Origin of the sequence: Corynebacterium sp. (assembly GCF_030532325.1) — a bacterium.
Lineage (GTDB): Bacteria > Actinomycetota > Actinomycetes > Mycobacteriales > Mycobacteriaceae > Corynebacterium.
In genome coordinates this window covers 183,918-205,078 of record NZ_JAUNLS010000002.1, presented here as the reverse complement: position 1 = coordinate 205,078, position 21,161 = coordinate 183,918, and the positions used below count along the sequence as shown (strand labels likewise).

16 protein-coding genes are annotated in these 21,161 nt (G+C 65.5%); 4 read left to right on the top strand and 12 right to left on the bottom strand.

Annotated elements, in window-relative coordinates; all coding sequences use genetic code 11:
• Window positions 1–98: 98 nt before the first annotated feature.
• The 8 genes from ftsY to Q4E25_RS02240 all read right to left on the bottom strand — a co-directional run bounded on the left by ftsY (window position 99) and on the right by Q4E25_RS02240 (window position 10,677).
• Window positions 99–1,892, bottom strand: a complete 1,794-nt coding sequence (gene ftsY, locus Q4E25_RS02275; RefSeq protein ID WP_303153573.1) for a signal recognition particle-docking protein FtsY — start codon at window positions 1,890–1,892, stop codon at window positions 99–101.
• Between the two features lie 351 nt (window positions 1,893–2,243).
• Window positions 2,244–5,756 carry a chromosome segregation protein SMC gene (smc, locus tag Q4E25_RS02270; RefSeq protein WP_303153572.1) on the bottom strand — a complete coding sequence of 1,171 codons (3,513 nt, stop codon included), beginning with the start codon at window positions 5,754–5,756 and terminating at the stop codon, window positions 2,244–2,246.
• 37 nt (window positions 5,757–5,793) lie between these two features.
• Entirely contained in the window at window positions 5,794–6,075 is a 282-nt protein-coding gene (locus Q4E25_RS02265; RefSeq protein ID WP_303153571.1) for an acylphosphatase, read from the bottom strand.
• Window positions 6,076–6,078: 3 nt separating this feature from the next.
• Complete coding sequence (locus Q4E25_RS02260; protein WP_303153570.1) at window positions 6,079–7,605, bottom strand: sodium:alanine symporter family protein; 1,527 nt, start codon at window positions 7,603–7,605, stop codon at window positions 6,079–6,081.
• Between the two features lie 106 nt (window positions 7,606–7,711).
• Window positions 7,712–8,410 carry a type 1 glutamine amidotransferase domain-containing protein gene (locus Q4E25_RS02255; RefSeq protein WP_303153569.1) on the bottom strand — a complete coding sequence of 233 codons (699 nt, stop codon included), beginning with the start codon at window positions 8,408–8,410 and terminating at the stop codon, window positions 7,712–7,714.
• 115 nt (window positions 8,411–8,525) lie between these two features.
• A complete protein-coding gene (mutM, locus tag Q4E25_RS02250; protein WP_303153568.1) occupies window positions 8,526–9,347 on the bottom strand; it encodes a bifunctional DNA-formamidopyrimidine glycosylase/DNA-(apurinic or apyrimidinic site) lyase in 822 nt (273 codons plus the stop codon).
• Window positions 9,348–9,358: 11 nt separating this feature from the next.
• A complete protein-coding gene (rnc, locus tag Q4E25_RS02245) occupies window positions 9,359–10,129 on the bottom strand; it encodes a ribonuclease III (protein ID WP_303153567.1) in 771 nt (256 codons plus the stop codon).
• Entirely contained in the window at window positions 10,126–10,677 is a 552-nt protein-coding gene (locus Q4E25_RS02240) for a DUF177 domain-containing protein (RefSeq protein WP_303153566.1), read from the bottom strand. Before Q4E25_RS02240 ends, rnc begins: the two co-directional genes overlap by 4 nt.
• 190 nt (window positions 10,678–10,867) lie before the next feature.
• Between Q4E25_RS02240 and Q4E25_RS02235 the strand changes: the two genes are divergently transcribed.
• Window positions 10,868–11,524, top strand: coding sequence for a hypothetical protein (locus Q4E25_RS02235; RefSeq protein ID WP_303153565.1), 657 nt, complete (start codon window positions 10,868–10,870; stop codon window positions 11,522–11,524).
• A gap of 18 nt (window positions 11,525–11,542) precedes the next feature.
• On the opposite strand, the gene Q4E25_RS02230 is transcribed toward Q4E25_RS02235, so the two are convergent.
• Window positions 11,543–12,298 (bottom strand): DivIVA domain-containing protein, encoded by a 756-nt coding sequence (locus Q4E25_RS02230; RefSeq protein WP_303153564.1) that lies wholly within the window; start codon window positions 12,296–12,298, stop codon window positions 11,543–11,545.
• 118 nt (window positions 12,299–12,416) lie between these two features.
• Window positions 12,417–13,763: an NADP-specific glutamate dehydrogenase gene (gdhA, locus tag Q4E25_RS02225; RefSeq protein ID WP_303153563.1), complete on the bottom strand. Its 1,347-nt coding sequence runs from the start codon at window positions 13,761–13,763 to the stop codon at window positions 12,417–12,419.
• Between the two features lie 188 nt (window positions 13,764–13,951).
• Here gdhA and Q4E25_RS02220 point away from each other — a divergent pair, with 188 nt between their 5' ends.
• On the top strand, window positions 13,952–15,055 hold the full coding sequence (locus Q4E25_RS02220; protein ID WP_303153562.1) for a glycerate kinase: 1,104 nt from the start codon (window positions 13,952–13,954) through the stop codon (window positions 15,053–15,055).
• Window positions 15,056–15,081: 26 nt separating this feature from the next.
• On the opposite strand, the gene Q4E25_RS02215 is transcribed toward Q4E25_RS02220, so the two are convergent.
• A complete protein-coding gene (locus tag Q4E25_RS02215; protein ID WP_303153561.1) occupies window positions 15,082–15,480 on the bottom strand; it encodes a hypothetical protein in 399 nt (132 codons plus the stop codon).
• Between the two features lie 36 nt (window positions 15,481–15,516).
• Here Q4E25_RS02215 and Q4E25_RS02210 point away from each other — a divergent pair, with 36 nt between their 5' ends.
• Together Q4E25_RS02210 and Q4E25_RS02205 are read left to right on the top strand one after the other, a co-directional pair.
• On the top strand, window positions 15,517–16,767 hold the full coding sequence (locus Q4E25_RS02210) for an amidohydrolase (RefSeq protein WP_303153560.1): 1,251 nt from the start codon (window positions 15,517–15,519) through the stop codon (window positions 16,765–16,767).
• 168 nt (window positions 16,768–16,935) lie between these two features.
• Window positions 16,936–19,374, top strand: a complete 2,439-nt coding sequence (locus Q4E25_RS02205) for a glycogen/starch/alpha-glucan phosphorylase (protein ID WP_303153558.1) — start codon at window positions 16,936–16,938, stop codon at window positions 19,372–19,374.
• Window positions 19,375–19,507: 133 nt separating this feature from the next.
• On the opposite strand, the gene pyk is transcribed toward Q4E25_RS02205, so the two are convergent.
• The gene (pyk, locus tag Q4E25_RS02200; RefSeq protein ID WP_303153613.1) at window positions 19,508–20,926 is read right to left on the bottom strand and encodes a pyruvate kinase; all 1,419 of its coding nucleotides are present in this window, start codon (window positions 20,924–20,926) and stop codon (window positions 19,508–19,510) included.
• Window positions 20,927–21,161: the final 235 nt, after the last annotated feature.

The following is a 21,161-nucleotide window of genomic DNA, read 5'->3' as shown; positions in this document are numbered from 1 at the left end:
TGGCTCACTACCGCCGTAGGACGACCTGAGCAAAGCATAAGAAAAGCTCCCGCACGGGGCGTGCGGGAGCTTGTGCGTTCAGGCGCTGCGGTGGTGGACTAGCGCTCACCGAGGAGGGCGTCGACAAAGCCCTCCACCTCGAAGGGGGCGAGATCATCTGCGCCCTCGCCCAAACCGACGAGCTTGACCGGCACGCCGAGCTCCTCCTGCACCTGGAAGACGATGCCGCCCTTGGCGGTGCCATCCAGCTTGGTGAGCACCACGCCGGTGATGTCGACGACCTCACGGAAGATGCGGGCCTGGGCCAGACCGTTTTGGCCCACGGTGGCGTCAAGGACCAGCAGGACCTCATCCACGTCCGTCTTCTTCTCCACCACGCGCTTGACCTTGCCCAGCTGGTCCATGAGGTCCACGGAGGTGTGCAGGCGACCTGCGGTATCGATAAGCACGACATCAACGCCGCGCTCCACGCCGGCAGCCACCGCGTCAAAGGCCACGGAGGCCGGGTCGGCGCCCTCCTTGCCACGGACCGTGGACGCGCCCACGCGGCGGCCCCAGGTCTCGAGCTGATCCGCCGCGGCTGCACGGAAGGTATCGGCCGCTCCCAGGAGGACGTTGTGGCCCATGGACACCAGCACGCGGGCCAGCTTGCCGGTGGTGGTGGTCTTGCCGGTGCCGTTGACACCAACCACCATGATGACGGCCGGCTTGCCCTCGTTGGGCATAGCCTTGATGGAGCGATCCATCTCCGGGTGGCCGACCTCGATGAGCGCCTCGCGCAGCATCGCGCGGGCCTCGTCCTCGCTGCTCACGCCGCGCTCGGCGATCTTATCGCGCAGAAGCTCCGTGACCTTGAGAGTGGACTTGGTGCCCAGGTCCGCCATGATGAGGGTGTCCTCGATTTCCTCCCAGGCGTCCTCATCGAGGTCACCAGCGGAAAGGATGCCCATCAGGCCCTGGCCGATGGCGTTCTGCGAGCGGGAGAGGCGGCCACGCAGCTTGCCCAGGCGGCCGGCGGCCGGTGCGATCTGCTCCTGCGGCTCCTTCGGCTGCTCGGGTGCTTCGACGACCTCCGCATCCTCAGAGACCTCGAGCTGCTCCGGCTCGGTGGCCAGGGCCTCATCCGCGGAGGCAGCCTGCGCGCTCGCGGCGGCCGCGGCCTCGGTGGCCTCTGCCTGGGCCAGTTCCTCCTCCGTCACCGGCGCCTCGGACTCCGCCTGCTTGTGAGCAGTGGCATCCTGCCCCGCAGGCGCCTCTGCTGCATCTGCTTCCTCCACGGGCGCGGCCGGGACGGGCTCTTCCTGCTCGGCTTCCTCCTCGATGGATTCCGGCTCAGCAGATTCCGGCTCAGTAGTCTCTACCTGAGCAGTCTCTTCAACAGGCTTTTCCTCAGCCGAATCCTCCACCGGTGCGGCAGGCTGGTCAGCCGCCTCAGCCTCCTGCTTGACCGGCTGTACCGGCTCCTCCTTCTTTACTGGGGCGTCCTCAACGGGTGCTGCAGGCTTGGCGGGTTTTGCGGGCTCCTCCACCTTCTGGGGCTTCTCCCCTGCCAACTGCTGGTTCGCAATCTTCGTGGCGTTGGGCTGCGCGGGCTTGTCTTCAGCCTTCGGCGCCTCGGCGGCCTTGCCACTCGTCGGAGCCTTGTCCACTCGGACCGGCTCCTTCTGGGTGTCGTTCTGCGCACCGCCGCCTGCCGGGGCAAAGTTGAAACCGGACTTGGCCTGATAGTTTCCAGACTTTTGCTCCTGGGTCAGCTGCTTCGGCTCCTCAGCAGGCTTTTCAAAAGAAACCTTCTTTGACTCACCGCGCTTCTTGCCCACGGTCACCAGAAGGACAACCAGGGCCACGACAACAATCAAGGCAATAAGAATCCACAGGACAGTACTATTCATGCCCTCTATAGTGCCAGGCTTGTCCGCCACAGGCAGCACAGGCACCGATTCTTTCCTGCCGCACTCGTCTCACTCATCAGGCCCAGAGTTCGCAGCTGGGGTCACCGCCCCGAATGGAGTACTCGACGCGCAGAGCCCACCCGCGTGACAGAAGCTTTCCTCGATGCCTTTCTAGATGGCTGAACCTAAAAAGCTGAACCTGGAAAGCTGAACCTCCTGCTCGCCTCCGCCGGGATTCTCGCCACGGCGATCTCCCACCAGCAGGTTCAGCTTTTCAGGATCAGACTTTTGGCTTGGGGCCGGGCGAGAAGCTGGACAGCACCTTGGCCTGGGGGCCGGCCGCATCCACGCCTAATCGCGAGGGGCATCAACGCCCAGGCGCGCGGCATCGGCAGCGGCGGCATCGGAACCGGGGGCATCGCCGGCACGCGTCATGCGCTGAGAAATCACGCGGGTCACGCCGTCGCCGCGCATGGTCACGCCGTAGAGCACGTTAGCCACGTCCATCGTGGGCTTTTGGTGTGTGATGACGATGAGCTGCGAGTCCTTGCGCAGCTCCTCAAACAGGGCGATGAGCCGGCGCAGGTTGACGTCGTCCAGCGCGGCTTCCACCTCATCCATGACGTAGAAGGGCGAGGGCCGCGCGCGGAAGATGGCCACCAGCATCGCCAGGGCGGTCAGGGACTTCTCGCCACCGGAGAGCAGCGAGAGCCGCTTGACCTTCTTGCCCGGCGGGCGGGCCTCCACCTCAATGCCGGTGGCCAGCATGTCATCCGGCTCGGTCAGGATGAGCCGGCCCTCGCCGCCCGGGAAGAGCGTCTGGAAAACCTTGGGAAACTCTGCTTCCACGTCGTGCCAGGCGTCGGTGAACAGCTGCAGGATCTGCTTATCGACGTCCTCAATAACACCGGTGAGATCCTCGCGCGCCTGAATGACGTCATCCAGCTGCGTGGAAAGGAAGGAGTAACGCTCCTCCAGCGCCTTGTACTCCTCCAAGGCCAGGGGGTTGACCTTGCCCAGCGCGTTGAGATCCTTCTCCGCCTGCTTAAGCCGGGCATTTTCCGCCTTGCGGTCGAAGTCCTCCCCCGGCGTGTAATCCCGCAGCAGATCCGCGATGGCAATGCCCAGCTGCTCCACGATCTTCGCCTCGGCCTCATCCACACGCACCTGCGCCTGGGAGCGGGCAATCTCCGAGCTGTGCGCGGAGTTGGTCAGCCTATCCAGCTGCTGGCGAGTCGCCGAGACCGCCTGCTTGGCAGACTGCAGCCGGGTGCTCAGCAGGCTGCGCTGAGCGATGAGCTCATCGCGCTGCTCGGTGGCGCGCTCCAAGGCCTGCTCCGTGCGCGCGGCCAGATCCCGGGCGTGCTTGTCCACGGCTGCCGCCAGCGCCGCCTGCGCCTTGCGGCGTGCCATGGCCCGCTCGTGCCGCGCCTTGGCCTGGCGCTCGTGCTCTGCTTGGCGACGCAGCGCGTCCCCCTTGCCCGCAGCCTGCCCCGCCCTTTCCTGGGCCGTGCGCGCTGCCAGCTGGGCGTCCATCTCCATCGCCTTGACCTGCTCCAGGGCGGCCGAGGCGGCGTCGCGCTCCGCGGAGGAGGGCTCGTCGGCGTTGTCCTCATCGTCCACGCGGGCCAGGCGCTCGCGGGCCTCGGCCAGCTCCTCGCGCAGGGAGATGAGCTTGGCCTCGATCTCCGTGGCGCGGGCCGCGGCTTTGTCATGCTCGGCCTTGTTGGCCTCGTGCTGCTTGAGCAATCGTTGGTGGTCACGCCGCCAGGCTTCGACCTCGGTGTCGTGCTCGCGCAGTGCAGCCTTGGCTGAGGCCGCGGTCACCCGGGAGTCCTCGGCGGCGATCTTCGCGCCCTCCAGGGTGCCGGAAAGCTCCTCCAGCTCGTGCTGGGCGGCCTCGAGCTGGGCCTCAGCCTCCGTGATCTGGGCGGTGACCTCCACGGTGGAGGACGCACCCGTACCGGCTTCCACCCAGTTCTCGCCCACCATGACGCCCTCGGCGGTCACCGCGCGCAGGCGGGGATCCTCGCGCACGATGCCGCGGGCGGTGGCGAAGTCGCGGGCGAGGACGACGTCGGAAAGCAAGCGGGTCACCGCCGCGGAGACCTCCGGCACGAGGGCCACGTGATCGAGCAGCCACGAGGCCCCGGCGGGCAAGTCCGCGTCGAGGCGCCAGGAGGCGGACGGGGACTCCGCGGCGGCGGTGGTATCCACCAGCGCGGTTCTGCTGGCCCTGGCCAAGCGCTCGACGATGTCCGCGTCCACGTCACCGGCCAGCGCCTCGGCGAAACCACCGAGTGCCGCGGCAACGGCCTTCTCATAGGAGGTGGAGATAAACGCCGCCAGCGGCTGGAAGCCCTCGCCCAGGTCGATGGTCTCCGGCGCGGTCTGAGCCAGGGTGTCGATGCGCGCACGCAGGGAATACACGGCGCGCTCCCGCTCGCGCTGGCCCTCGCGCAGCTGCTCCAAGCGCTTTTCCGCCGCGCCAGACTCACTTGCCGCGCGCACGTGGGCCTCCTCGAGGGGCTCGCGCTCGCTGTGCAGGGCGTCCAAGCGCGTGGCCACCTCATCGGCTTCCTCACCGGCGGCCCGGGTGCGCGCGCGAGTCTCTTCCACAATGTGTTCTTGGCGGCCCAGTTCCTCCTCGGCGGAGCTGACCTGGCCGGCGAGGTTCTCCTCCGCGGCGATGAGGCGCACCACGCCCTCGCGGCGGTCCGCGATGGCGCGCAGCTGCGCCATGTGTTCCTTCTCGGCCTCCTCGAAGGCCGCGCGGTGCTGGGCCACCTCCTCGCGGATGACGTCCAGGCGCTCCGCGGCCTCCTCAGCCACCATGAGCAGCTCGGCGTGTTCCTCGTCGGCGCGCAGGGCGCGGGCCTCAAGCTCCTCCGGATCTCCCCCGGCGTAGGCCACCTGGGCGCCGACGTTGCTCGCGCGCTCTGCGGCGATGCGCTGGGTGGCGGAGATGCGCTCGCTGAGCGTGGAGAGATCGAACCACAGCTTCTGGGCGGCTTCGGCCTGCGGGGAGACCTCCGCCAGCTCCGCTTCCACCTCTAGTTGCTGGCCGGTGGCCTCCTCCAGCTGGGCAGTAACCTCCTCGACTTGCTCGGCGAGCACCTGGGCGCGCTTTTCTGAATCCTCAAAATCCGCGCGCAGGCGCACCACGCGGTCACCGGCCAGGCGCAAGCGGGCATCGCGCAGATCCGCCTGCACGGTGGCAGCACGGCGCGCGGCCTCGGCCTGCCGGGCCAGGGGCTTGAGCTGCTTGCCGAGCTCGTCGGTGAGATCTTGCAGGCGGTCCAGGTTGGCCTGCATGCCGGTGAGCTTGCGCTGGGCCTTTTCTTTGCGACGCCGATGCTTGAGCACACCCGCTGCTTCCTCGATGTAGGCGCGGCGCTCTTCCGGGCGGGACTCCAGGATCTCGGCGAGCTTGCCCTGGCCCACGATGATGTGCATTTCGCGGCCGATGCCGGAATCAGACAGCAGTTCCTGGATGTCCATGAGGCGCGCTTTGGAACCGTTGATTTCATATTCGCTGGCGCCGTCGCGGAACATGCGGCGGGTCACGGAGACTTCCGTGTAGTCGATGGGCAGCGCGCCATCAGAGTTGTCAATGGTCAGCGTGACCTCAGCGCGGCCCAGCGGCTTGCGGTCCCCCGCTCCGGCGAAGATGACGTCCTGCATCTTGCCGCCGCGCAGCGTCTTGGCGCTGCCCTCGCCCATGACCCAGGCCAGGGCGTCAACCACGTTGGATTTACCCGAGCCGTTAGGCCCGACAACCGCGCAGATGCCGGGCTCGAACTTCAGGTTGGTCGCAGACGCGAAAGACTTGAAGCCTTTGAGCGTGAGCGATTTCAGGTGCATTCGTGAGATTCTAGCAAGAGCTTAACGGCCAAGCCGGCTAGCGCTCGATGAAGCCGCTTTCCCCGCGCGGCTCGCCCCACTGCACCACGACGGCCTCGACAGCTCCGGGGCGGCGGGTGGTGGAGGGCTGCTCATTGAGCAGGGCCAGCAACGCCTCGCAATCCTCCCGCGGGCCCTCGGCGACGACCTGAACGCGGCCGTCGCGCATGTTGGTCGCGTGACCGCTCAGCCCCAGCTCTAGGGCGCGTGAGCGGGTCCACCAGCGAAATCCCACGCCTTGCACCGTGCCGTGAACAAAAGCGGTCATGCGAACAGTCATGGATTAAAACTCCCGAAGGTTGGTGTGGTCACCCAGGTCGCGCTCGTGACCGGCCTTGCGCAGATCCTCAACACTGCGGCGGGTGACCGGGTCAGTGCCATCCCAGCACTCTACGTTATTGAGCTCCGGGAGCATATCGCGGTGGAAGACCGGGTCCATGCCCTTGCGGCGCTGCTCGTTGTAGTTCTTGAGCAGCTTGATAGCCACGCCAGAGAGCGGGACGATGGCGCAAATGTTGAGCAGAACCATGATGGCTGCGCCGGTATCGGCCAGGTCGAAGACCGTGCCCAGCGGGGCCACCGCGCCGTAGAAGACGAAGGCCAGCACGATGAGGCGGAAGGCCCACAGCACCCACTTCTGGTGGAAGAGGTACTCCACGTTGGACTCGGCCAAGTAGTAGTTGCCCAGGATGGAGGAGAAGGCCAGGAAGAAAAGGATGAAGGTGACAAAGTGGATGCCCCACTCGCCCACCGTGCCGGACAGTGCGTTCTGGGTCAGGGTGACGCCTTCAATGGCGTCGGATCCGAAGCTTTCAAACTCGGTGCCCAGCAGGATGATAAAGGCGGTAATGGTACACACGACCAGCGTGTCGAAATAGACGCCCAGGGTCTGCACCAGGCCCTGCTTGACCGGGTGGGACACGGTGGCGGTCGCCGCGGCGTTCGGGGCGGAACCCTCGCCGGCCTCGTTGGAGAACAAGCCGCGCTGGATGCCCTTCATGAGAGCCGCGCCCAGGGTGGCGCCGGCGACCTCACGCAGGCCGAGTGCGGAGCCCACGATGGCCACGACCATGTCCGGGACCTTGTCGATGTGCACGATGACTACGATGAGGCCAACGATGAGGTAGGCACCGGCCATGAAGGGCACGATGAACTGGGTCATCGTGGCGATGCGCTGCACGCCACCGATAATGATGAGGCCGGCCACGGCCACAATGACCAGGCCGATGATGACCTTGAAGGTCTCGCTGTCCTGGTTGAAGGAGGTGGCCAGGGACTCGGAGATGGCGTTGGTCTGGAAGGCGTTGTAGAACCAGCCGAAGGTAATGGCGATGGCCACGGAGAACACCGCGGCAAAGGGTTTCCAGCCCAGGCCGCGTGCCATGTAGTAGGCCGGGCCGCCGCGGTAGGCATCACCGTCGCGCACCTTCCACAGCTGCGCCAGGGTGGACTCAACAAAGGCGGTGGCACCGCCCAGGATGGCGATGATCCACATCCAGAACACCGCACCCGGGCCGCCCACGGAGATGGCCACGGCCACACCGGCGACGTTGCCGGTACCCACGCGGGAGGCAGCGGAGATGGTAAAAGCTTTAAACGCAGAGATGCCGCCGTAGTTGGCGTCCTCGTCCGCGCCCACACCCTTGGGGCGCTCGACCACGGACTTGAACATCTCCGGGACCATGCGGATCTGGACCACGGCGGTGCGGATGCCAAAGAAAAGGCCGGCCGCGATGAGGACCCAGGGCAGCACGTAGGTCCACAGGGTGGAGTTTATGGCACCAATCACGGTGCTAAAGATTTCTTGCATGCGTAACACCCTAGTGCTCGCACTTTCCCTTTACCTATTTCAGCCCTGCCCTCTACGCAGTGCTTCGCCCCCGGATTCCACCCACCCGGGGCGCAGGAGTGCTCTTCTAGCCGCGCAGCTCGGCGATGACCGCGCGGGCCAGGTCCTCCGAGGACTGCGGGTTCTCACCGGTAAAGAGGTGGCGGTCCCGCACCACGTGGGACTCGAAGGGCTTGCCCTGGGAGTACTCCGCGCCCTCTTCCTTGAGGCGATCCTCCAGCAGCCACTTGGCCTGGGAGGCAAACTCGTTGGAGTTCTCCTCTTGGTTGGACAGACCGGTCATCTGGAAGCCCTTGAACGGCCAGCTGCCGTCCTCCTTCTTCGCCGCCAGGGAAGCCGCCGGGGCGTGGCACAGCAGCGCGAGCAGGCGGCCGGATTCCATGCGCTTGCTCAGCAGCTCGCCAGAGACCGGATCCTGGGCCAGGTCCTCCATGGGGCCGTGGCCGCCCGGGTAGAAGATGAGGTCGAAGTCCTCGCCCTTGACCTCGGAGAGGTTGGTCGGCTGATCGAGCACCGGCTGCAGGCGCTCCAGCTCGGCCTTAATCTTCTCGATCTTCTCCGGGCTACCAGCGCCAGCACCCAGGCTGACCTCGTCCATGACCGGGGTCTTGCCCTCGGGGGTGGCCACGGTGACGTCGAAGCCGGCCTCCACGAAGAGAGTGTAGGGAACCACGAATTCCTCGGCCCACACGCCAGTGGGGTGCTCGGTTCCGTCCTTCAGGGTCCAGTGGCGTGCTGCAGAAAGCACCATGAGTACAGAAGTCATTGTCTCCCTCATTTCTCCATCGGGTTTTACAAGCAGACTCTCGTCCGCTGGCCACCCTACGCTTCTTCGCACCTCCGGGTACGTCGCTCAAAGTACTGGGAAGCGCTTCTCAGCGCTAGGCAGCCTGGCACACCGGGCAGTAGTGCGTTCCCCTGCCGCCTACCACGGTCTTTACCAGAGGTGTTCCGCAGCGGTCGCAGGGTTGACCGCCACGGCCGTAGGCGTGCAGGGAGCGGTCGAAGTATCCGGATTCGCCGTTGACGTTGACGTAGAGCGCGTCAAAGCTCGTCCCGCCGGCAGCGAGGGCGGTGCGCATGACGGAAGAGGCGGCATCGAGAAGCGCCAGGGCGTCGCGCTGGCGCAGTGTATTCGCGCGCTTGACAGGCGGGATCTGCGCGGCCCACAGGGCCTCGTCGGCATAGATGTTGCCGATGCCACTGACCACCGTCTGGTCCAGCAGCACGCTTTTGACCATCGAGCGTTTAGAGCGCAGGCGCCGGGCGGCGGCCACGGCGTCGAAGTCGGCCTCCAGGGGATCAGCGGCGATGTGGCTTATCGAGGCCCACGGGCCCACCCGCCAGTAGCCAAAGGTGCGCTGGTCCACGAAGCTGACCTGGGTGCCATCGTCCATGCGCGCGCGGATGCGCACGTGGCGCGAGTCCACCGCGCCCACGCGGACCTGCCCGGACATGCCGAGGTGGATAAAGAGCACGTCGCGGCCGGGGTCGCTGGGGTCCTCGTCGGCGAATTCCAGCCACATGAACTTCCCGCGGCGCGCGGCAGCAGCCACGGTGCGCCCCACCAGCAGTGCTGCGAGGGGCTCCTCTTGGCCGCGGTTGGCGCGCGGATGCAAGACCTCCACGCTAGTGAAGGTGCGCCCGCGCAGGTGCTCTTCCACCCCACGGCGCACGGATTCGACTTCGGGTAACTCCGGCACGTCAGGTGCTTCTAGCTCAGCTTGGAGGCGGTTCCCTGCACCAAAAGCGGGGTTTCCCGCAGGGTCTGGCAGGCCTCCTCGGCAGCACGCTGTTCGGCCAGCTTCTTGTTGTGGCCAGTGCCGTTACCCACGGTCAGCCCGGAGACGGTCACCACCGCGTCGAAGGTCTGATCGTGCTCCGGGCCGGTGGAGGTGGCGGTGTAGACGGGCATCGGGGCCTTAAGCTCCGCGCACAGCTCCTGGAGGTTGGTCTTCCAATCCATCTGGCGCCCGGAGACCACGGCATTGTCAATCTTCTTGGCAAACAGGCGCAGGATGACGTCGCGAGCCACCTCGAAGCCGTGCTCGCGGTAGATAGCACCGAAGACGGCCTCGGTGGTATCGGCCAGGATGGAGTCCTTATCGCGGCCGCCGGTGGATTGCTCACCCTTGCCCAGCAGGATGTAGCTGCCCAGGTCAATCTCCCTGGCGATATCGGAGAGCCCGTAGCGCGAGACGATGGAGGCGCGCATCTTGGAGATATCCGACTCCGGGCGCGTGGGGTACTTCTCGTAGAGCTTCGAGGCCACCGAAAGCCCCAGGACGGCGTCACCGAGGAACTCCAGGCGCTCGTTGTTGGGTAGGTGCCCGTTCTCGTTGGCAAAGGAGCGGTGGGTCAGCGCCAAGCAGAGGTGCTCGTCTTGGATCTGCACACCCAGCGATTCCAGCAGCGGGGCGTGGTCGATGGCGTTATAGGCCTGAGCTAGGGCTTCCTCGCCGGTGAGCTTCTTCTTGCGCTTCACAGGAACTTCTCCAGTCCGGCCCAGCGGGGATCGGGCCTGTCTTCTTCCTCACCGGAAACACCCGTGGTCACGCCCTCGGGCAGCTCCACGTCGCAGCCGGATTCGCACACCGGGGCAAAGGGCAAGCTGAGCCCGGCCTCGTCGATGACGGTCTGCAGGAGGTCAAGCTCGTCGTCTTCGATCATCGGGACCTCGTCACCCGAGCCCTGATCCTCCTCGGCGGAGTCATCTTCGCCGTCATCGGTGATGAAGGATTCATCGGCCGCGAAGACCTGGGAGACGTGCAGGTCCAGCTCTGGGTGAAGCGGCTTGAGGCAGCGGGCGCATTCGCCGCTAAGGGTGCCGGTGACATCGGCATCGACCATGACGCCGCCGCCCAGCGGGGTCAGGGTGGCGTCAACGGTGATCTCAGTTCCTTCTTCGATGGCGATCATCTCAACGCCGATGCGCTGCGGCGCCGGTCCGGTTTGTACGCGGTGCTCGGGCATGGCCGCGGAGCCCTGGCTGCGCAGCAGCTCTGCTACATCAAACTTCAATGGGGATTTCATAGCGTGTACTACACTACCCCGTCTCCCCCGCGCCAGCCTCAGCGCGTAAGCGCAGGGCGCGTTACTCCGGCCGCTGTGAGCACTGAAACTACGCAAACTTCAAGGGAAGCTGGGTACTCCAGCATAAGGCCGTATGCACTATCCCCGTTCCTCTTCCCCGCCCCGGTGCGCGCCCCTAGCGTGGATCACCATGAATCCACTTGAGACCGGCCAGGCACTGACCGCTGTCACAGCGGGCCAGCTCGGCGCCGCCTATGGGGTGTATTGCGCCATCCCCGCCGGACTGCTCGCGGCCGCGGGCCTGGGATTCCACTTCTGGGCTGGGCGCCGCGATCCAAGCTTCTACGGCGATCAAGGCTTGCGGCTGCGCCACGTCATTGCCGCCGGCGCGCTGTGCGGCATGCTCACCGGTGCCGCGGCGCTGCTGCCGCTGCCTTTTGAGATCAGCTCCGTGCTGGTCTCCGCGCTGGTGTCCGTCTGCGCCTCGCTCATCACATGGAGCGCGCGGGAATCGATCTCGGGGGCCTTCCTCACCGTGGCCACCATGATGCTGGCCGCCACGGGCTTCCAGTCCCTGTGCCTGCTTGGCGACGTCTCCCCTGCCACCACCTTCGAGACCTCCTACGCCACCTTCTTCGCCGCCCAGTGGGCGCTGTTGGGTCTGCCCGCGGCCATCAGCGCGGGAATCGCCGCGGTGGTCAATCGCTTTTCGCTAGCCGGCGCCGATCCCACACACGGCGAAGACCCCTCAGGGTGGGGGCACGGTGTACGACAAACCGTGTCCCCACCACGAAGGGTCTTCGAACAGCCGGCGCGAGCGAGCAGCTCCCGCGGCTGGCAGCTCTAGCGCTCAGCTGACACTCGTTTAGTACTCGCGCGAGCGCCGCTCGCTGCGTGCGGGGCGGGATTGGGATTCACGGGCTTCGCCGTAGTCGCCGCCGCTGCGCTCACGGTACTCGCCGCGGGAGCGCACCCCGGCGCCGCGGCGCAAGGCGCTGCGATCCTGGTTGACGGTGCGCAGCAGCCCGTTGAGGGAGGCCTCAAACTCGCCCAGCTTGGCGTCGACGAATTCATCGCACTCGGTGCGCAGGCGGTTTGACTCGGTGTGCGCGGTCTCCACAATGCGGTGGGCCTCGTCGTTGGCGCGGCGGACCACCTCGGCCTCGGAGACCAAACGGTCCTGCTCGGCCTGACCGGCGGCGACGGCGCGCTCGTATTCCTCGTTACCGCGAGCCACCGTGCGCTCGGCGTCCGCGCGGGCGGACTCCACCAGGCCAGCAGCCTCGTCTTCGGCCTGGGCCACCATGGTGGTGGAGCGGTGTTGGGCGTCGGAAAGCATGGCGTCAGAGTCCTCCTGGGCCCGGGCCATGATGTCTTCGGATTCAGCGGTGGCGTCGGAGACGATCTGCTCCGCGCGCTCCTGGGCGCCGCGCAGGATCTCATCCTGCTTATCCAGCACGTCCTGCGCGTCATCCATTTCGACGGGCAGGGCGTTGCGGAGATCGTCGAGGAGCGCCAGCATCTCATGGCGGGGCACCATGCAGTTGGCGGTCATGGGAACGCTGTAGGCCTGTTCGAGGTTACGGACGAGTTCATCGAGGGACTCAAATACGCGGTACATGGCCCTAGCCTAACCAAGCCGTCACATATCACAGGTTTCCCACGCGGCACGCCAGGCAAAAATCTCAACCTGAGCTTCAGGCTTAGATTCCGAAGCTCAGGCTGAGATAGCACCTTTCTTAGATGACGCCTTGGGCCAGCATGGCGTCAGCCACCTTCTTGAAGCCCGCGATGTTAGCGCCGGCCACGTAGTCGCCCTCCATGTCATATTCCTTCGCCGTACGGTCGATGTTCTGGAAGATGTTGGACATGATGGTGTGCAGGCGAGAATCGGTGTAATCGAAGGACCAGGAGTCACGCGAGGCGTTCTGCTGCATCTCCAGCGCCGAGGTGGCCACACCGCCAGCGTTGGCAGCCTTGCCCGGCGCGAAGTTGACCTTGGCGTCCTGGAAGATGTGCACGGCCTCCGGAGTGCACGGCATGTTGGCGCCCTCAGCCACGTAGCGCACGCCGTTGGCAATGAGCGTGCGGGCGGCCTCGCCGTTGAGTTCGTTTTGGGTGGCGCACGGCAGGGCCACGTCCGCGGTGACCTCCCAGATGGTGCCGCCCTTGTGAAACTCGGCACCGTTGCCGGCCTCTTCGGCGTAGATGTTGATGCGCTCGCGGCGCTTTTCCTTGATGTCCTTGAGCAGCTCGATGTCCACGCCGTTGGGGGTGCTGACGTAACCGGAGGAATCGGACATGGCCACCACAGTGCCGCCGAGCTGCTGGACCTTCTGCGCGGCGTAGATGGCCACGTTTCCGGAGCCGGAGACAATAACCTTGGAGCCGGCGAAGGACTCGCCATGGGTCTGCATCATCTCATTAGTCAGGTACACCAGGCCGTAGCCGGTGGCCTCGGTGCGCACCAGGGAGCCACCCCAGGTCAGTCCTTTGCCGGTAAGCACGCCGGACTCGTGGCGGTTTTCTAGGCGGCGGAACTGGCCAAAGAGGTAGCCAATCTCGCGCCCGCCCACGCCGATGTCACCGGCGGGCACGTCGCGGTACTCGCCGATGTGGTTGTGCAGCTCGGTCATGAAGGACTGGCAAAAGCGCATGATCTCGGTCTCGGACTTGCCCTTGGGATCAAAGTCGGAGCCGCCCTTGGCCCCGCCGATAGGCAGGCCGGTCAGGGAGTTCTTAAAGATCTGCTCGAAGCCCAGGAACTTGATGATGCCCAGATTGACCGAGGGGTGGAAGCGCAGGCCGCCCTTATAGGGGCCGAGGGCGGAGTTGAACTGGACGCGGAAGCCGCGGTTGACCTGAACATCGCCCTTGTCATCGATCCACGGCACGCGGAAGATGAGCTGGCGCTCCGGCTCGCAGAGGCGCTCGATGAGTCCGTACTCGGCGTAGCGCGGGTCCTTGTTGAGGACGATCTTGAGCGAGTCCAAGACCTCGGAGAGCGCCTGGTGAAACTCCGGCTCGCCGGCGTTGCGCTTTAGAAGCTTGTCGTAATACTGGGAGATTTGCTGGTCGATGGACACGATCAAGACCTTCCTTTTCACTAGTGGCCCGGGCGAAGGCGCGGGCCCATTCTTGGAACCCCCTTTACTTTTCTATTGTTTAACCGATTTTGCAATTTATTCGTCATGTGGGGCGCGTCACTATCCCCCGGCGCGCCCTGACCAGTGCACGCACCCACCCATTCGGGTGAGCCCTATACTTCCTAAGCATGCATGTCATCATCGCCCCCGATTCTTTTAAAGGAACCGCCAGCGCAGCCCAGGTAGCGGCCGCCATCGCCGGCGGCGTGCGCCAGGCCGCACCCCACGCCACCGTCATCACGCTGCCCATGGCCGACGGCGGTGAGGGAACCGCCGAAGCACTGGCTAACGCCGCCAGCCTGAACGGCCACGAGGTCGTGACCGTCACGCTGCCCACGACCGACGCCGTGGGGCGCCTCACCGAGGCCAGCTACTTTTTGGCCGGCGATCAGGCCTTCATCGATGTCGCCGCCGCCACAGGCCTGCCCGCGGTGGAAGGCACCCTCGACCCCCTACATGCAGATTCCTATGGCACGGGCGTGCTCATTGCCGACGCCGAATCGCGTGGCGCCAAGCACATCATCTTGGGCCTGGGCGGCAGCGCGAGCACCGACGGCGGGGTGGGCATTGTCACCGCATTGGGCGGCGCGGCCCATGACGAGCGCGGTTACGCCCTGCCCAAGGGTGGCGCTCCCCTGGTGCGCGTGGATCACATCGACACCGCCCAGCTCAACATGAAGGCGGCGATGCTGGATTACACCCTGCTGGCCGATACCCGGGCCATCCCCGTGCAGGCGGCCACCATGTACGCCCCGCAGAAGGGTGCCGAAGGCGAGCAAATTGCGCTGCTGGCCGGCGCCCTGCTGCAGCTGTGCAAGGCCACCGACACCGATCCGCAAACCGAATTCTTCGGCGCAGCCGGCGGGCTGCCCATCGCGCTGCGCTGGCTCTCCACCACGATGTGGGGCAACGAGGAGCACATCAAGGTCACCCCGGGTGGTGCATTTGTGGCGCAGGCGCTGGGCTTGGAGGACAAGATTGCGCAGGCCGATCTGGTCATCACCGGCGAGGGCCGCTTTGATGAGCAGTCACTCACCGGCAAGGTGGTGGGCACCGTGAGCGAGCTGGCTGCGGCCCACGATGTGCCCGTGGCGATCATCGCCGGTTCCTTCGCCGAGGACGCCCCGGCCATCGAGGCGCTGCGCGCCGAGCTCAGCGGCGAAGGCAGCGTCACCGAGCAGCTGGCGCAGGCCGCCCGGAATGTCATGGCCCAGGCCGGGGCCCAGGGATAGACCCTAGATGGGCAGGCGCACGCCGCTTAGGGCGCGACTTGCAGGGCCCACGGGAAGATGGCCGGGCGCTCGTGGGCGAGCTCATCTTCCAGCAGGACGTGGTCCTTGGGCAGCACCGCCTGCGGGGTGAGCAGGCGCGAGAGCACCATGGCCAGCTGATTGACGGAACCGCTTAGCCCCTCTACCGCGATGAGGTAGCGGCACACGCTGGCGTTTTCCAGCTCGTGGTCCTCGTGCTCGTCGCGGTAGGTCTGGCGCAGCTGCTCTTCCAGACCCTCTGGGAAGGTGGCCTCTGTGACCCGAGTAACGTTAGCTGCACTCAAGGAACCGGCGGCCGCGAGCTTGTCGGTGGCGGTCTGGAAAATCTCGGCTACACGCTCAGACTGAGCGTCTGGCACCAGCACATCAAACTGAATCTTTGGCATGTAGGTAACCCTACCCTAACCATAAGGAGTGCAGCTATGACGCAGCCCACTGTTTCCTCTTCTTCTGCAGTCTCATCGGCCTCACAGCGCGCGGCGGACATCGCCGAGCTGCTCGCCCAGCACCGCGCCGATCTCAGCTGGCAGAAGGCCTTCTACGAGGATCTCCACTCCCACCCGGAGCTCTCTCACGAGGAGGAGCGCACCGCAGCGCGCATCCGGGATAAGCTCGCCGGCTTCGAGTGCGAGATCGTCGATTCCATCGGCGGCTACGGCATGGTGGCCATCTTCCGCAACGGCACCGGGCCCACCGCCCTGATGCGCGCGGACTTCGACGCCCTACCCGTGGTGGAGGAGACCGGCGCGAGCTACGCCGCCACCAACGGCAAGATGCACGCCTGCGGCCACGACGTCCACGCCACCGCCTTGCTGGGAGCCTGCGCGCTTCTCGACGCCCACCGCGACGCCTGGTCCGGCACCTTCATGGCGCTGTTCCAACCGGCCGAGGAATCCTCCATGGGCGCAAAGTTCATGCTGCGCGATTCCCTCCTCGAGCGCGTGCCCACCCCCGATATCTGCCTGGCACAGCACGTCATGCCCGGCCCAGCCGGCCACGTGCAGTCCCGCCCCGGCCCCATCATGGCTGGCTGCGACTCCCTGCGCATCCGCATCCCCGGCAAATCCGCGCACGCCTCCATGCCGCACGAGGCCATCGACCCCACCTACATCGCCGCCATGGTGGTCACTCGCCTGCAGGCCATCGTCGGCCGCGAGGTGGCGCCGCACGATTTCTTTGTCATCTCCGTCGGCGAGCTGCACTCCGGGGACAAAAACAACATCATCCCCGGCTCCGCGGAGCTCGTGCTCAACACCCGCTACTACAAGCCGGAGCTGGCCGCGCACGTCTACGCCTCCCTCGAGCGCATGGTGCGCGCAGAATGCGTGGCCTCCGGTGCGCCGGACGAGCCCACCTTCGAGTACTTCGCCCACGGCGAAGTCACCGATAACGATCCGCGCGTGCACGCCGAGGTGCGCGAGGTCTTCGACGCAGCCTTCGGCGAGCTCTCCGCCACCGCGCAGCCCTCCACCGCCTCCGAGGACTTCTGCTATCTCCCGCAGGCCTGGGGCGTGCCCTACTACTTCTGGTTCATCGGCTCCACCCCAGCCCACCAGCTGGATAACCCGCCGGTAAACCACCAGTCCACCTTCCTGCCGGAGTACACCCCCACCATGGACTCCGCCACTCAGGCCGCGGCCGCGGCGATCCTCACCTATCTCTGGCCGCACTAGCGCCCAGTGGCATTGCCACACCAGCAGCCCAGCGGCCTTGCCGCACTAGCACCCCAGCGGCCTCCGGCCTGCAACCGGCTGCAGGCGCAGCCTGCGGGCACTGCTGGTTGCAGTTAAGCTAGCGTCTTGTTTCCCTTTAAGCACATTAAGCAACGAAAAAGGTTTGACATGTCCCAGCCCAAGCATTCCGCCTTCCACTCAGTCGTTCCTTCCCACGTGCGCGCCGCCGCGGGTGTCAGCCCGGACGCGGCCACCAACCGCAAGTTCTGGTCGGGGCTTTCCGCCGCCGTCATGGCCCAGATCGCCGATAACTGGGAGGCGACCCGCCGGGCCTATGCGGGCGCTCGCCAGCAGCACTACTTCTCCGCGGAGTTCCTGCAGGGCCGCGCCCTGCTCAACAACCTCACCAACCTCGACCTCGTGGACGAGGCCAGCGCCGCCGCCAAGGAGGCCGGCCACGAGCTCAGTGATGTCCTCGAGGCCGAGCACGACGCCGCCCTGGGCAACGGCGGCCTGGGTCGCCTGGCCGCCTGCTTCCTGGACTCCGCGGTCACCCAGGATTACCCGGTGACCGGCTACGGCCTGCTCTATCGCTACGGACTCTTCCGCCAGTCCTTCGTCAACGGCTTCCAGAAGGAAGAGCCGGATGCCTGGATGGAGAACGGATACGACTTCATCATCCGCCGCGCCTCCGACCAGCGCCGCGTGCACTTCGATGACATGGACGTGCGCGCCATCCCCTACGACATGCCCATTACCGGCTACGGCACCAACAACGTGGGTACGCTGCGCCTGTGGAAGTCCGAGCCCATTGATGAGTTCGACTATGACGCCTTCAACTCCCAGCGCTTTACCGACGCCATCGTTGAACGCGAGCGCGTCATGGACATCTGCCGCGTGCTCTACCCCAACGACACCACCTACGAGGGCAAGGTGCTGCGCGTGCGCCAGCAGTACTTCTTCGTTTCCGCATCCCTGCAGCAGATGATTGATAACTACCTGGCCCACCACGGCGATGACCTGCGCGGCTTTGCCACGTACAACTGCATCCAGCTCAATGACACCCACCCCGTGCTGGCTATTCCGGAGCTGCTCCGCCTGCTTCTCGACGAGCACGGGATGAGCTGGGATGATGCCTGGAAGGTGGTCACGGAGACCTTCGCCTACACCAACCACACCGTGCTGGCCGAGGCCCTGGAGAGCTGGGAAGTCTCCATCTTCCAGAAGCTCTTCTGGCGCATCTGGGAGCTGGTGGCAGAAATCGATCGCCGCTTCCGCGAGGATATGGCCGCCCGCGGCCTGGATCAGGGACGCATCGACTACATGGCTCCGGTCTCCAACGGCCGCGTGCACATGGCGTGGATCGCCTGCTACGCCGCCTACTCCATCAACGGCGTGGCTGCCCTGCACACCGACATCATCAAGACAGATACGCTCTCCGAGTGGCACGACTTGTGGCCGGAGAAGTTCAACAACAAGACCAACGGTGTTACCCCGCGCCGCTGGCTAAAGATGTGCAACCCGCGCCTGGCCAAGCTGCTCACCAAGCAGGCCGGCTCCGATGCCTGGGTGACCTCCCTGAGTGACCTCGCCGAGCTCGCCCCGCTGGCTGAAAACGAGAAGGTGCTGCGCAAGCTCATCGAGATCAAGCACAAGAACAAGGTGGACTTCGCCGTCTGGATCAAGGATCACCAGGGCGCGGAAGTGGACCCGGATTCCATCTTCGACGTGCAGATCAAGCGCCTGCACGAGTACAAGCGCCAGCTCATGAACGCCCTCTACGTGCTGGACCTCTACTTCCGCATCAAGGAGGACGGCGAGGAGGTGCCAAAGCGCACTTTCATCTTCGGCGCCAAGGCCGCTCCGGGCTATGACCGTGCCAAGGCCATCATCAAGCTCATCAACGCCATCGGCGAGCTGGTCAACAACGATCCTGCCACCAAGGACATCATCCGGGTGGTCTTCGTGGAGAATTACAACGTCTCCCCCGCCGAGCACATCATCCCGGCCGCCGACATCTCCGAGCAGATCTCCGTGGCCGGCAAGGAGGCCTCGGGTACCTCCAACATGAAGTTCATGATGAACGGCGCGCTCACCCTGGGCACCATGGACGGCGCCAACGTGGAGATCGTCGATGCCGTGGGCGAGGAGAACGCCTACATCTTCGGCGCCCGCATCGAGGAGCTCCCCCAGCTGCGCCAGAGCTACAACCCGGGCGAGCTCTACACCACCGTGCCCGGCCTGTCGCGCGTGCTCGACGCACTGTGGGACGGCACCTTGGGTCACGAGAACTCCGGGTTGTTCGGTGACCTGCGTTCCTCGCTTCTCGACGGCCTCGGGGAGCACGCCCAGGACACCTACTACGTGCTCGGTGATTACGCCTCCTACCGCGAGGCACGCGACCGCATGGTCGCGGACTACGTCGCCGACGAGTTGGCGTGGGCCAAGAAGGCCTGGCTGAACATCTGCTACTCCGGCCGCTTCTCCTCGGATCGCACCATCGCCGACTACGCCCGCGAGGTGTGGAAGCTGGAGCCGACCCCCATCACCCTGCAGGACGTCAAGGATCTCAAGAAGGCCAAGCCGGCCAAGGCTGATAAGAAGTAGCCCGCCAGTTCGGCCCTGCAAAGCGCTAAAATGAACTAAAACGCACTCAGGCCCGGAAGCCTCCACGTTGACCATGGGCTTCCGGGCCTTGCGTTATCCGCGGTCCGGACGCTGCATGAGCAGCGTTGGCGCTCTACTTGTTGTAGGTGCTGCCCAGCTGGTGGACCTGGATCATATTGGTGTTGCCAGCGATTCCCGGCGGGGTGCCGGCGATGACGACGACGAGGTCGCCCTCCTTGTACTGCTCCATGCCCATGAGAGCGTGATCGATGGCCTCCATCATGTCATCGGTGGACTTCACCTCGGGGCTGAGGAAGGTCTGCGCACCCCAGGTCAGCGCCAGCTGCGAGCGCACGGCCACGTTCGGGGTGAAGGCCAGCAGCGGCAGCGGCGAGTGCAGGCGAGCCACACGCTTGGCGGTGTCACCGGAGGTGGTGAACGCCACGATGGCCTTGGCGTTGAGGCGCTCGGCGATGTCACGCGCGGAGTAGGACACCACGCCGCGCTTGGTGCGCGGCACGTGGGACAGCGGCGGCACGGCGCCGCCCTGCTCGGCGTTCTTCACGATGCGCGACATGGTGCGCACCACGTTGTGCGGGTCGATGCCCACAGAGGTCTCACCGGAGAGCATGACGGCGTCAGCACCGTCGAGCACGGCGTTGGCCACGTCGGAGGCCTCGGCACGGGTCGGGCGCAGGTTAGAAATCATCGAGTCGAGCATCTGGGTGGCCACGATCACCGGCTTGGCGTTCTCGCGGGCGATCTGGATGGCGCGCTTCTGGAACAGCGGCACCTGCTCCAGCGGAACCTCCACGCCGAGGTCGCCACGGGCAATCATGATGGCGTCGAAGGCCAGGACGATGGACTCGAGGGCGTCGACTGCCTCTGGCTTCTCCAGCTTGGCGATGACCGGAACACGGCGGCCTTCCTCGTCCATGATGGCGTGCACGAGCTCGACGTCCGCCGGCGAGCGCACGAAGGACAGTGCGATGAGGTCAACGCCCAGGCGCAGGGCGAAGCGGAGATCGGCGATGTCCTTTTCAGACAGCGCCGGCACGGAGATGTCCATGCCCGGCAGGGAAACACCCTTGTTGTTGGACACCGGGCCACCCTCGGTGACCTCGCAGACGACGTCGTTGCCGTCTACTTCCTTGCACACAACGGCCACCTTGCCGTCATCAATGAGCAGGCGGTCACCCGGCTTGGCGTCCTGGGCCAGGTTCTTGTAGGTGGTGGACACGCGGTCGTGGGTGCCCTCGACATCGTCGACAGTGATGCGGACGATCTCGCCTTCTTCCCACATTTCCTCGGTGTTGATGAAGCGGCCCAGGCGGATCTTCGGGCCTTGGAGGTCAGCCAAAACGCCGACGGCGCGGCCGGTCTCATCGGTGGCCTCGCGCACCCAGCGGTAGTTCGCTTCGTGGTCCGCGTGCTCACCGTGGGACATGTTTAAACGGGCAACGTCCATGCCCTCTTGAACAAGACGCAGGATGCCATCCTTGCTAGCGACGGCGGGACCCAGCGTACATACGATCTTGGTTCTTCTATCCAACATATAAACGCCTCTTCACCTCGGGAACTTCTAACGAGTACAAACGTACCCCGGTTACTGGAGCGCGGCCACTGTGCTGTGGGGCAGCCCACGCTGGCGCGATGTAGCGCGGTGGGAGGAAGGGGCGTCGCAAAGCAAAGCAATACGGTCATAAACGGGAATGACCGGGCACATCGCGGAAAAAGAAAAGACACGAGGCGAATGCACAGCGTGTGCGCCTCGTGTCAAAAAATCT